We start from the raw sequence: 12,743 nt of genomic DNA, 5'->3' as shown, positions 1-12,743 counted from the left end.
ATTTATGGCAAACATGGAACCTCTTAAAAACGCATACAACCAAAAATTTTTCAATGCTTTTTTAAACGCATTAGAAGAAGTAAAACCTCAGCTTGATAAAGCTAAGTTTTTAGCGGCTATTTTTATTTCTGATTGGGAACAAATGGAATTAAAAGATAGAATGCATCACATTGCAAAAACTTTATACCATCACCTAAATCCTGATTTTAGAATTGCTATTAATGAAATTAAATCACTAATTCCAGTATTACAAAAACATCAAATTCCTGGAGGTTTTGAATATTTATTTTTACCCGATTATGTAGAAATGTTTGGACAAAATTATTTGGTAGAAAGTATTACTAGCTTTGAAACTATTACGCCTTATGTGAGTTGTGAGTTTGCTGTTCGTCCTTTTATCATAAGCCATCCAAAATATGTAATGGCTAAAATGTTAGAATGGTCTTTTCATCCAAATCTTCATATTCGTAGATTGGCTAGCGAAGGTTGCAGACCACGTTTACCATGGGCTATGGCTTTGCCTAAGTTTAAAAAAAATCCATCAGTTATATTACCTATTTTAGAAAACTTACTGAATGATGAAATGGTTTATGTACGCAAAAGTGTGGCCAATAATCTAAATGATATTTCTAAAGATCATCCAGAAACAGTCATCGCTTTTACACTAAAACATATTGGGGAAACCCACAAAACAGATTGGACTTTAAAACATGCCAACAGAAATTTACTAAAGCAAGCTGAACCTAGAATTATGGAAGCTTTTGGATTTGGAAACACGGCACAAATTGACGTTCAAAATGTAAAAATAAACTCCAATAATATCCGATTAGGAGATTATTTACATTTTTCTTTTGACATTATTAACAATAGCAAAACCGAAACACTTATTCGTTTGGAGTATGCTGTGTATTACTTAAAGCAAAATGGAAATTTATCCAAAAAAGTTTTTCAAATCAGTCAAAAAAATTATTCTCCATACAGCATCAATAAAATAAGACGTAAACAACATTTTAAACCAATTACCACACGTAAATATCATTTTGGAATTCATAGAATTACTATAATTGCCAATGGAAAAGAGTTTGATTATATAGAATTTAACTTACATGAATAACCTAAATCTAGACAATATTCTTTCTAATCGTTTAGACAAAGATTTTCTAATTCAATTGTTTCAAGAACAAAAGGAAGTACACACTGCTGCTATTCAAGTAGCTTTAAGTAACAAACAGCCTCAGGCTTGGAGAGCAACATGGATTTTAACACATTGCACCTCTAAAAATGATTCTCGTATCATTCCTTATATTTCAAATTTTATAGAAAAAATTCCCAAGCAAAAAGATGGACAACAAAGAGAAACCATTAAAATTTTAGATAAAATGAAACTAAATGATGAGCAAGAAGGAAAACTTTTTGACATTTGTATGTCTATTTGGGAAAACTTAGCCAAAGCTCCAGCAGTAAGATATCTTGCTTTTAAATTTATCCATAAAACTTGTCAGAAATATCCTGAACTGAGTGGGGAAATGTCCTTTATTTCGCAAGATCAATATTTAGAAACACTATCACCTGGTATTCAAAAAAATGTAAAAAAAATCATTAAAACAGGTAAATAATCAAATATTTATCTAATGTAATTATCGAATAATAATATTAAATTTAGTCAATCTCTCAGGCACTATTATTGTGTGCTTTTTAAAATAAAAAAAAATCATGAATACATTCAGAATTAACATTACACTATTATTTATTGCCATTTTTAGCATAAGCTCTTATGCACAAGAAAAACTTAATAAATACAAGTACATCTCTATTCCTAAACAACTTGCTCTTCAAAAAAGTCCTAATCAATACGGCATCAACACCATTCTAAAAGACTATTTAACTAAATATGACTTTACAGTTTTTATTAAAGGAGACACCATTCCTAAAAATATAAATCCGTGTGATATTTTAAATTTAGATGCTGATAAATCTGGTTTTTTAACCACTAAAGTAATCATCTCTTTTACCGATTGTTATGGAAATAATGTACATAACTCAATAGAAGGAGTTAGTAGAATTAAAGAATTTAAACCTGCCTATTACGAATCTTTAAGAGCAGCTTTAAAAGATCCAAATATTCAAGAACATCAATTTACAGGTACTATTACTTCTACGACTACAACAGCACAAAACATTTCAAGCAGCAATTCTTTTATATTAGAGCTTAAAGGACAAAATTATCTATTTAAAGAAACAGGGACTCAAGACGAATATCAAGTTTATAAAAACGAAGAACTTATAGGTTCTTTAAAAAAATCAGAAGGAGATCATTACATTCTAAAAGCAGGTACATTAAATGGAACTGGTAATTTTGATGATTTTGGAAATTTTTCATTAACCAGAGTAAACCCTGTAAACAACGCTAGTATTACAGATATTATGGCTAGAGTTAATTAATTTATAAAAAGTAACTTTTCCGTAAAAGCATAGATGTTATACATAAAAACATCTATGCTTTTATTTTATAGTTTAAGCATTTAATATCTCCCAAACCAAAGCTTTGGTCAACTCTTTTCCTGCTGCTTTTTCTTTAATGGTAGCAAAATCAACTTTAAAATCACATCCCGATTTATATTCTGAACATCCATAAGCAGAACTTCCTTTTAAGATGGTTCCTTTTTTACATTTGGGACAAGTTAAAACATCAGGTACTTTAGTTGTTTTGGATGTTGATTTTTTAGTTTTTAAAGTTAAATGATAGGCATCATTAAATGTCACAGATCCGTCTACAGTACCTTCTTCGGTTGTAAATCCTTTTAAGTTTACGGTGCTTCCTTTGCTAATCAACCTCAACAACTGATTGTCCGAAATTTTCTTTCCTTTAAATTCAAACGGAAGGACAAAATCACAATTCTCATTATATTTACTACAACCGTAAGCTTTGGTTCCTTTTAACAAATGTCCTTCTTTACATTTAGGACAAGTAGAGCCTACTACTCCTTTAACTTCTTTTTTAGCAGGACTAACATCTTGTTTAGAAACAGGGTCTATAAATATTGGTTTGTGATTAGACAGTCGTACCTCTACCACCAAATCATCAACCATTTTTTTCATGTTTTTAATAAAGGTCCCTGCATGATAGGTTCCTCTTTCAATATCTTTTAATTGCTTTTCCCACTCCCCTGTCAACCTCGCCGACTTTAATAATCTATTCTGAATGGTTCCTATCAACTGAATTCCTGTGGAGGTTGGTAACAATTGTTTTTTATTACGCTCTATATAATTACGCTTGAATAAAGTTTCTATAATACTTGCTCTGGTAGAGGGTCTTCCTATACCATTTTCTTTCATCAAATCTCTTAACTCATCATCTTTTACTTGTTTACCTGCCGTTTCCATAGCACGTAACAAAGTAGCTTCGGTATATTGTTTTGGAGGCTTGGTTTCTTTTTCTAAAAAAGAAGGTTCATGAGGCCCTGATTCTCCTTTTACAAAAGTAGGCATGATGTTTTCTTCATCGGTTTTATTTGCTGTTGCTTGATTTTGTTCTGGAGTTTTAAACACTACTCGCCAACCTTCAGACAACACCTCTTTTCCTGTGGTTTTAAATCCTATTTTTGCTACTTCGGCCAATACCGTGGTATTAGAAACATTACTATCTGGATAAAAAACAGCGATAAACCTACGAGTAATAATATCGTACACCTTTTGTGCATTGGCATGTAAAGGAATTTCTACTCCAGTTGGAATGATTGCATGGTGATCTGTTACTTTTTTATCATTAAAAACCTTGGTCGATTTTTTAATCTTTGGTTCAGCTAAAACAGGTTCTGTTAAAGCTGCGTATTTGGTTAATTTTGATAAAATACCTCTTACTTTAGGATACACATCATTCGGTAAAAAAGTGGTATCTACACGAGGATAAGTAACTACTTTTTGCTCATACAATCCTTGGGTTAACTTTAAAGTTTCATCTGCTGTGAACCCAAATTTCTGATTACAATAAACCTGTAATCCTGTTAAATCGAACAATTTTGGAGCGTATTCTTTTCCTTTCTTTTTTTCTACTGAAATAATCTCTAAAGGCTCATCCTTAATCAATTCCATGGTCTGTTCACCATCTTCCTTTTTTAAGTAACGTCCTTGTTCATTGTTAAAAACAGTATCTCTATAGGTGGTCTGAATTTCCCAATAAGGCTGTGGTTTAAAATTCTGTACTTCTAAAAATCTTTTTACCACCATGGCTAAAGTAGGAGTTTGTACCCTACCTATAGAAAGTACTTGTCTATCTCTCCCATATTTTAACGTATACAAACGAGTCGCATTCATTCCCAACAACCAATCTCCAATAGCTCTTGAACTTCCTGCATAGTATAAATTATCATATTTTTCTGCGGGAATTAGTTTTTCAAAACCTTCTTTAATGGCTTCTGTTGTTAAAGAAGAAATCCATAAACGTTCTACTTTCCCTTTATAACCAGCTTGATTGATTACCCAACGCTGAATCAATTCTCCTTCTTGCCCGGCATCGCCACAATTGATAACCACATCAGCCTTATCGAATAAAAACTTAATGGTTTTAAACTGTTTTTGAACCCCTTTATCTTCCATCACCTTAACTTCAAATCTTTCTGGAAGCATCGGCAACGTATCTAAATTCCAACTTTTCCAATGCGGCTTGTACTCATGCGGGGCATACAAACCGCACAAATGTCCAAATGTCCAAGTAACCTGATAACCATTTCCTTCAAAATAGCCATCACAACGAAGATTAGCTCCTAATACAGCAGCTATTTCTTTGGCAACACTTGGTTTTTCAGCAATGCAAACTTTCATGGATGTGAATTTATAATCTTTTTTACAGACAAAAATAATGACAACAGTTTAGTGAGAAACATCACAAGTCTTACTGTCAAAGAACAACAAATATAAAAGAAACTTTTACTAGTTTAGAAGAAAGATATTCACAGTTTACCGACTCTATGATCATAACTTTATTTTATGAATAAAACCTTGGTATTAACACTGATTGTTTTGAGTCAGTTTTTTGGAACTTCTTTGTGGTTTAGTAGTAATGCTATCTTAACTGAGATTGCAACAGCTCATCACTTGGTAAGTAAAAATTTATTAGCAAACTTAACCATTGCCACCCAGTTAGGTTTTATTATAGGTAGCTTAGGGTATTCCTTATTAAACATTGCTGATAGATTTTATGCCAACAGAGTTTTTAGCATTAGTATTCTTTTAGCTTCATTAGCCAACGCTGCGATTCTTATTCCTAATTTAAGTTTTTCGATAGTGTTTTCATGTAGGTTCGCTACAGGTTTTTTCCTAGCAGGAGTATATCCCGTAGGAATGAAAATCGCTGCACATTTTTTTCCAAAATCAGTGAGTAAAGCTCTAGGTGTTTTGGTAGGAGCTTTGGTTTTAGGAACTGCTTTTCCATATTTCATCAGAAGTTTCAATATTAATTTATCATGGTTTTTTATAATTTTTATAAGTTCTAGTTTAGCAATAGTGGGAGGAGTTACTATGCTATTTCTAAACACGCCCTCAAAAGAAAATGTTCAAAAAATAAATATAAACATCATTCCAAAACTTTTTAAAAACAAAGCCTTTAAAGCTGCTAGCATAGGATATTTTGGACATATGTGGGAATTATATACTTTTTGGACTTTTTTACCCTTGTTAATTTTAGCCTACAAAAATGAACATCAAATAAATTTAAATGTTTCTCTATGGACTTTTCTAATTATTAGTAGCGGGGCTATAGGTTGTGTAGTTGCAGGAAAATTAGCTTTAAGAAAAGAAACATTTAAAGTGACTAAAACCTCGTTATTAATTTCTGCAACTTGTTGTTTAATCTGTCCTTTTAGTTTCTGGTTCACTCCATATGTATTCTTAGCGTATTTAATTATCTGGGGAATTAGTGTGGTAGCAGACTCTCCATTACTTTCAACTTTAATTAACAAAACCAGTCTTAAAAACTACAATGGAACCGCCTTAACTTTATCTACTTGTATTGGTTTCTTAATGACCATTATTAGTATTTATTTTTTTAACCTTTTATTAAAGGAGATGAACATTCAATATGTATTTATTTTTTTAGCTATAGGCCCTATGATTGGTTTTTTATCTTTAACTAAAAAATCACTATCTTAATTACTGATTTTATAAAAACTAACTAATGAAAAAAACAATTCAATACTTGTCTCTTTTTACCCTACTATTATTTATTTCTTGTGGATCTGATGCTACTGAAGAAATAGAATCCGTAACCTCTATTAATACCTCATTACAAACAATTTCTTTTTCAGAAACGGAAATAAACACTAGTTCTGAATTAACATTTAACGTTAGCAATACCGGAAATACTGATATTGACAATGCTAGTATTGTTAATTCAAATTCAGTATTCACAATATCTCCAGCTACATTTTCATTATCTAAAAATCAATCAAAAACATTTACTATTACTTTTACACCTACTCAAGTACAAAATTATACAGACACTTTTAGTTTAAAGTTAGGACAAACAATTCTTAGTTCTATAAATGTTAATGGAGATGGAATTACCGCTACTCCTATTACAAGTATTCAAAGCAGTAAAACATCTTTAAACTTTAATGATGTAACCATCAACAATACCATACAGCTATCTTTAGTGATTAGCAACAATGGAAATCAAAACATAAACGCTATAACTGTTAATAATACCGTTAGTGAATTCTCAGTATCGCCTACTTCTTTTCCATTAAACACAGAGGCAACAAAAACAATCAACATTAGTTTTACCCCTACACAAGTTCAAAACTATAATGATGTTATTACTTTTAAAACAAAAAACACAATCTTAGCAAGTGTAAGCTTATCTGGAAATGGAACCCAACAGGCACCATTAACCACATACACTAAAGACATCAAACCAATAATGACTGCTAATTGTACTAGCTGTCATGGTAGTAGTGGTGGAGTTTCCTTAGAAACTTTCACAGCAACTAAAAATGCATTTGTAAGCAGAGGTGCTTTATCACAAATTGAACTAGGAGAAATGCCTAGAAATGTAAACAAGCTTCCTCAGACTGAAATAGATTTAATTAAAAAATGGATTGCTGATGGTTATCCTGAATAGTTTTTTAAAAGGAACTACTATTTTAATATTCATAATTAGCTTCTATTCCTCTAATTTATTATCAGCACAAGTAATAAATAAGGATAGTACCTATTCATTTAATTCTAAGAACATCAACTTTGTAAAACTTAAACAACCACAAAAAAAGAAAACCCCAAATGATCTTGAAGCGATTAAAAGATCCATCACATCTTCTCCTTTTATTAAAGGATATCATTATTCTTTTAATTTAAACCAATTGGAAAAGTTCATCCCTATTCAAGATATAGATAATTTTTTACGTTTACCTCAAAAATCTTTTTTCAAGAGTAGTTTATTTAAAAACACAAATACAGACATTCGATTTAAAAGCTATGTAAACATGAATGGAGCCGCACAAATCATTACCCTAAAAGGAGGCTTTTTTAATAATTATAATGGAAACTATACTTTACAAATTAGCTATCATATAAGCCCTAATAATTATAATATCAAGATACCAAATCTTATCAAACAAGAAGTTCAAAACGGATTGGCATTAAAACTTAAAATTAATCTAGAAAATGGTTCTAAATAAAAACAGCCACTCTATGAGTGGCTGTTTTTATTTTATGATAAGTAATACTTTATTTATTTAAGTACATCTTTCTTCTAGAGTATAACTCATAAAAAGCATCATCTTTTAAATTGTCAATAAACAAGATAGCCTCTCCGGTTGATTTCATTTCAGGTCCTAATTTTTTATCAACATTAGGAAACTTATTAAAAGAGAATACTGGTTGTTTAATTGCATATCCTTTTAGTTGAGGATTAAATTTAAAGTCTGTTACTTTATTTACCCCTAACATTACTTTTGTTGCATAATTTACATAAGGCTCTCCGTATGCTTTAGCAATAAAAGGAACTGTACGAGAAGCTCTTGGGTTTGCTTCAATAATATAAACTGTATCATCTTTAATCGCAAACTGAATATTAATCAATCCAACTGTTTTTAAAGCAATGGCAATATTCTTAGTATGATCTTTAATTTGTTGAATTACAAATTCACCTAAGTTAAACGGAGGTAATGTAGCATTTGAATCTCCAGAGTGTACTCCACAAGGCTCAATGTGCTCCATAATACCAATAATGTAAACATTTCCGTCTGCATCACAAATAGCATCTGCTTCTGCTTCTATAGCTCCATCTAAATAATGGTCTAACAACAATTTGTTTCCAGGAATAGAACGCAACAAACTTACAACATGCTCTTCTAACTCTTCTTTATTAATCACAATCTTCATTCCTTGCCCTCCTAATACATAAGATGGACGAACTAAGATTGGGAAATCTAGATTATCAGCAATGTCTAAAGCTTCATTTGCATTGGTTGCAATTCCAAATTTAGGGAAAGGAATGTCTAAAGAAGTTAACATATCAGAGAAACGTCCTCTATCTTCTGCTAAATCTAAAGCTTCAAAACTAGTTCCCATGATTTTAATCCCATAAGCTTCTAATTTTTCTGCCAACTTTAATGCTGTTTGTCCTCCTAACTGAACAATTACCCCTTCTGGTTTTTCATGACGAATGATGTCATAAATATGCTCCCAAAATACTGGTTCAAAGTATAATTTATCTGCTGTATCAAAATCAGTAGAAACCGTTTCTGGGTTACAGTTAATCATAATAGTTTCGTATCCCGCTTCTTTAGCAGCCAAAACTCCATGCACACAACAATAATCAAACTCAATTCCTTGTCCAATTCTGTTTGGTCCAGATCCTAACACTACTACTTTTTTCTTATCTGTCACTACAGATTCGTTATCAGCATAAGGTTGCCCATTTGCCAAAGTCATAGTATTTTCAAAAGTTGAATAGTAATAAGGTGTAGATGCAGCAAATTCTGCAGCACAAGTATCTACCAACTTATATACACGGTTGATGTTTAATTCATCTCGTTTGTTATATACTTCTGACTCTAAACAACCCAACATGTGTGCTATTTGTCTGTCTCCATATCCTTTTTGTTTTGCCTCTAACAATAAAGCTTTTGGTAAATTATCTAATTTATGTTTAGATATTTCGCACTCTAAAGCAAACAATTCCTCGTATTGCTTTAAGTACCACATATCTATTTTAGTGATATCGTAAATTTTCTTTAAAGAAATTCCCGCTTTAATCGCATCATATATAGTGAATACTCTATCCCATGAAGCATGTGTTAATTTAGAAATAATGGTATCGTAGTGAGTTTCCTCTTTACCATCTGCTCCTAAACCGTTACGTTTAATTTCTAAAGACTGAGTAGCCTTGTGTAATGCTTCTTGAAAAGAACGTCCAATTCCCATTACTTCTCCTACTGCTTTCATTTGTAACCCTAAAGTTCTATCACATCCTTCAAACTTATCAAAGTTAAAACGAGGTATCTTTACGATTACGTAATCTAAAGTAGGCTCAAATAAAGCCGATGTATTTCCTGTAACTTGGTTATTCAACTCATCTAAGTTATAACCTAAAGCTAATTTAGTTGCAATTTTTGCAATTGGATATCCTGTTGCTTTTGATGCCAATGCAGAAGAACGAGATACACGTGGATTGATTTCAATGGCGATGATATCTTCATTTTCATCTGGAGATACTGCAAACTGTACGTTACATCCTCCTTCAAAATCTCCAATAGAACGCATCATTTTAATGGCTAAATCACGCATTTTTTGGAAAGTACTATCACTTAAAGTCATTGCTGGTGCAACGGTGATAGAATCTCCTGTGTGAATTCCCATAGGATCCATATTCTCAATAGAACACACAATTACTACGTTGTCATTTGCATCACGTAACAATTCAAGTTCGTACTCTTTCCACCCCATCATGGCTTTGTCAATCATTACCTCGTGGATAGGAGAAATCTCTAATCCTGTGGCTAATAAATCATCAAAGTCTTCTTCTTTGTATACAATAGAAGCTCCTGCTCCACCTAAAGTGAACGAAGATCTGATACATAATGGAAAACCAAATTTTTGAGCAATTTCCTTTCCTTTTAAGAAAGAGGTTGCCGTAGCCTGAGGAGCCATATCAACACCTATTTTCCCCATCAATTCACGGAATTGCTCTCTATCTTCAGTAATATTAATTGCAGCAATATCTACTCCAATCATTTCTACATTATGATCTTCCCAAATTCCTTTTTCATCAGCTTCAATACACAAGTTTAATGCTGTTTGACCTCCCATAGTAGGTAACACAGCATCAATGTTTGGATGTGCTTCTAAAATTTCTCTAATTGATTTAGTGGTTAAAGGCTTTAAATACACGTTATCTGCTAATGACGGGTCTGTCATAATAGTTGCAGGATTCGAATTGATTAAAGTTACTTCAATTCCTTCTTCTTTTAATGAACGGATTGATTGAGACCCTGAATAATCAAACTCACAAGCTTGACCAATTACAATAGGTCCTGAACCAATAATTAAAACCGATTTGATTTTAGGATTTTTAGGCATACGTTTAATTTTATGACAAAGATAACAATCTGATTATCTTTGGTTGAACTAGATTCTAAAAAAAAATTTCAAAAAAAAGGTGTTACTTAAAAGTAACACCTGATATATTATAATGAAAGCATTATTATTTCTTATGTCTTGGAGACGAAGAAACAGTTGTGCTTGCTCTACCTTTAGCTCTTCTTCTAGCTAAGACTTTACGTCCATTAGCTGAAGCCATTCTCTCTCTGAAACCGTGTTTGTTTCTTCTTTTTCTATTCGATGGTTGATACGTTCTTTTCATTGTATTATATCTTACGTCGTTTGTTTATTGCTGTTTACTTGGACACTTATAGGGTTTCCTAAAGCGTGTGCAAATATAAATCATTATTTAAGAATTACAAATGTTTTTTATCTAAAAATTAAAGTTTTTTATCAAGTACTAAAAACACCTTTATCTCACAGCTTTAATTACTTATCGAAAAGATATACAATTACTTAGATATAGTCTATAAAAATATACTTCTATTTCTACAGAAGTTTGTACTTTTGCACAAACAAAATACGAATGGCAAATACGAAATATGTTTTTGTAACCGGTGGTGTTACTTCATCTTTAGGTAAAGGAATTATTGCTGCTTCTTTAGCTAAATTACTACAAGAAAGAGGATACAGAGTTACAATACAAAAGTTCGACCCTTACATTAATATAGATCCAGGTACTTTAAACCCTTATGAACATGGGGAATGTTTTGTTACCGATGACGGGGCAGAAACAGATTTAGACTTAGGACATTACGAACGTTTTTTAGATGTAAATACCTCGCAAGCAAACAATGTTACTACGGGTAGAGTATATCAATCTGTAATAGATAAAGAACGTAGAGGAGAGTTTTTAGGAAAAACAGTTCAGGTGGTTCCTCATATTACCAATGAAATTAAAGAACGTATCCAAATTTTAGGAGAAACAGGTGATTATGATGTAATCATTACTGAACTTGGTGGTACTGTAGGTGATATAGAATCTTTACCATACGTAGAATCTGTACGTCAATTAACTTGGGAATTAGGAGATAATAACTCTGTAGTAGTTCACTTAACTTTAATTCCATACTTAGCTGCAGCGGGAGAGTTAAAAACAAAACCTACGCAACATTCTGTAAAAATGATGATGCAAAACGGTTTAAATCCTGATATTTTAGTTTGTAGATCAGAACACTTTATTTCTGAAGACATCAAACGTAAATTGGCTTTGTTTTGTAACGTAAAAAAAGAAGAAGTAATTTCTTCTTTAGATGCCGAAACCATATACGATGTACCAAACATGATGTTACATGAAGGTTTGGACAAAGTAGTAATGAGAAAATTAGCCTTAACAAGCAAAAAAGAGCCTAAATTAATTGAGTGGAATAAGTTTGTTGAAAAACATAAAAATCCTTTGCACAAAGTTAAAATTGGAGTAATTGGTAAATATGTTGAATTACAAGATGCTTATAAATCTATTGCCGAAGCTTTTATACATGCTGGTTCTTCTCAAAGAATTAAAGTAAAAGTAGAGTGGATTCACTCTGAAGATATTACCAAAGACAACGTTGCTAGAAAGCTACATGGTCTTAGCGGAATTATGGTTGCTCCAGGTTTTGGAAACCGTGGTACTGAAGGAAAAATTGAAACCATTCGTTATGCTCGTGAAAACAACATTCCTTTTATGGGAATCTGTTTGGGAATGCAAATGGCAGTTATTGAATTTGCTAGAAACGTATTAGGTTTAGAAAATGCTAATTCTACCGAAATGGATGAAAACGTAAAATATCCTGTCATCAACCTTATGGAAGATCAAAAGGAAGTTACGGATATGGGAGGTACCATGCGTTTAGGAGCTTGGGATTGTGTTTTAGACAAAGATTCTAAAGCATTCCATGCCTATGAAAAAGAAAATATTTCTGAAAGACATCGTCACAGATATGAATTCAACAGCGACTTTAAAGAACAAATTGAAGCTGCCGGAATGAAAGCTACTGGTGTAAATCCTAAAACAGGATTGGTAGAAGTGGTAGAAATTCCTGCTCATCCTTGGTTCGTTGCAGTTCAATATCACCCAGAATACAAAAGTACGGTACTAAATCCTCATCCTTTATTTAAGGATTTTGTAAACGCTAGTTTAGAATATTTAGAATCAAAATAAA

General features: G+C 32.0%; 10 protein-coding genes. 7 read left to right on the top strand and 3 right to left on the bottom strand.

Annotated elements, in window-relative coordinates; all coding sequences use genetic code 11:
* Positions 1–4 precede the first annotated feature (4 nt).
* From BUB70_RS09940 to BUB70_RS09930, 3 genes are all read left to right on the top strand, one after another.
* A complete protein-coding gene (locus tag BUB70_RS09940) occupies positions 5–1,114 on the top strand; it encodes a DNA alkylation repair protein (RefSeq protein WP_084730250.1) in 1,110 nt (369 codons plus the stop codon).
* Entirely contained in the window at positions 1,107–1,616 is a 510-nt protein-coding gene (locus BUB70_RS09935) for a hypothetical protein (protein ID WP_073121102.1), read from the top strand. The genes BUB70_RS09940 and BUB70_RS09935 overlap by 8 nt, the downstream gene beginning before the upstream one ends.
* Positions 1,617–1,713: 97 nt before the next feature.
* Complete coding sequence (locus tag BUB70_RS09930; protein ID WP_073121101.1) at positions 1,714–2,442, top strand: hypothetical protein; 729 nt, start codon at positions 1,714–1,716, stop codon at positions 2,440–2,442.
* Positions 2,443–2,514: 72 nt separating this feature from the next.
* Here the strand turns inward: BUB70_RS09930 and BUB70_RS09925 are convergent, their stop codons facing one another.
* Positions 2,515–4,821 carry a type IA DNA topoisomerase gene (locus BUB70_RS09925; protein ID WP_073121099.1) on the bottom strand — a complete coding sequence of 769 codons (2,307 nt, stop codon included), beginning with the start codon at positions 4,819–4,821 and terminating at the stop codon, positions 2,515–2,517.
* 165 nt (positions 4,822–4,986) lie between these two features.
* Between BUB70_RS09925 and BUB70_RS09920 the strand changes: the two genes are divergently transcribed.
* From BUB70_RS09920 to BUB70_RS09910, 3 genes are read left to right on the top strand one after another with little or no spacing between them, the layout of a single operon-like run.
* Positions 4,987–6,147 (top strand): MFS transporter, encoded by a 1,161-nt coding sequence (locus BUB70_RS09920; RefSeq protein ID WP_073121098.1) that lies wholly within the window; start codon positions 4,987–4,989, stop codon positions 6,145–6,147.
* Between the two features lie 25 nt (positions 6,148–6,172).
* Entirely contained in the window at positions 6,173–7,117 is a 945-nt protein-coding gene (locus tag BUB70_RS09915) for an Ig-like domain-containing protein (RefSeq protein WP_073121096.1), read from the top strand.
* Entirely contained in the window at positions 7,101–7,673 is a 573-nt protein-coding gene (locus BUB70_RS09910; RefSeq protein WP_073121095.1) for a hypothetical protein, read from the top strand. Before BUB70_RS09915 ends, BUB70_RS09910 begins: the two co-directional genes overlap by 17 nt.
* 49 nt (positions 7,674–7,722) lie before the next feature.
* On the opposite strand, the gene carB is transcribed toward BUB70_RS09910, so the two are convergent.
* Both carB and rpmH read right to left on the bottom strand, forming a co-directional pair.
* Positions 7,723–10,578, bottom strand: a complete 2,856-nt coding sequence (gene carB, locus BUB70_RS09905; RefSeq protein ID WP_073121093.1) for a carbamoyl-phosphate synthase large subunit — start codon at positions 10,576–10,578, stop codon at positions 7,723–7,725.
* 124 nt (positions 10,579–10,702) lie between these two features.
* On the bottom strand, positions 10,703–10,861 hold the full coding sequence (gene rpmH, locus BUB70_RS09900; RefSeq protein ID WP_073121092.1) for a 50S ribosomal protein L34: 159 nt from the start codon (positions 10,859–10,861) through the stop codon (positions 10,703–10,705).
* Positions 10,862–11,125: 264 nt separating this feature from the next.
* Between rpmH and BUB70_RS09895 the strand changes: the two genes are divergently transcribed.
* Positions 11,126–12,742, top strand: coding sequence for a CTP synthase (locus BUB70_RS09895; protein ID WP_073121091.1), 1,617 nt, complete (start codon positions 11,126–11,128; stop codon positions 12,740–12,742).
* Position 12,743 lies beyond the last annotated feature (1 nt).

The sequence above is a fragment of the Wenyingzhuangia marina genome (assembly GCF_900130035.1).
Classification (GTDB): Bacteria; Bacteroidota; Bacteroidia; order Flavobacteriales; family Flavobacteriaceae; genus Wenyingzhuangia; species Wenyingzhuangia marina.
This window is presented reverse-complemented; position numbering and strand designations above follow the sequence as displayed.

What these genes read in the sequence shown, in the direction of transcription:
- BUB70_RS09940 (WP_084730250.1), top strand. Translation starts at nt 5, where the DNA reads ATGGCAAACATGGAACCTCTTAAAAACGCATACAACCAAAAATTTTTC.
- BUB70_RS09915 (WP_073121096.1), top strand. Translation starts at nt 6,173, where the DNA reads ATGAAAAAAACAATTCAATACTTGTCTCTTTTTACCCTACTATTATTT.
- BUB70_RS09920 (WP_073121098.1), top strand. Translation starts at nt 4,987, where the DNA reads ATGAATAAAACCTTGGTATTAACACTGATTGTTTTGAGTCAGTTTTTT.
- BUB70_RS09935 (WP_073121102.1), top strand. Translation starts at nt 1,107, where the DNA reads ATGAATAACCTAAATCTAGACAATATTCTTTCTAATCGTTTAGACAAA.
- rpmH (WP_073121092.1), bottom strand. Translation starts at nt 10,861, where the DNA reads ATGAAAAGAACGTATCAACCATCGAATAGAAAAAGAAGAAACAAACAC.
- BUB70_RS09930 (WP_073121101.1), top strand. Translation starts at nt 1,714, where the DNA reads ATGAATACATTCAGAATTAACATTACACTATTATTTATTGCCATTTTT.
- BUB70_RS09925 (WP_073121099.1), bottom strand. Translation starts at nt 4,821, where the DNA reads ATGAAAGTTTGCATTGCTGAAAAACCAAGTGTTGCCAAAGAAATAGCT.
- carB (WP_073121093.1), bottom strand. Translation starts at nt 10,578, where the DNA reads ATGCCTAAAAATCCTAAAATCAAATCGGTTTTAATTATTGGTTCAGGA.
- BUB70_RS09895 (WP_073121091.1), top strand. Translation starts at nt 11,126, where the DNA reads ATGGCAAATACGAAATATGTTTTTGTAACCGGTGGTGTTACTTCATCT.
- BUB70_RS09910 (WP_073121095.1), top strand. Translation starts at nt 7,101, where the DNA reads ATGGTTATCCTGAATAGTTTTTTAAAAGGAACTACTATTTTAATATTC.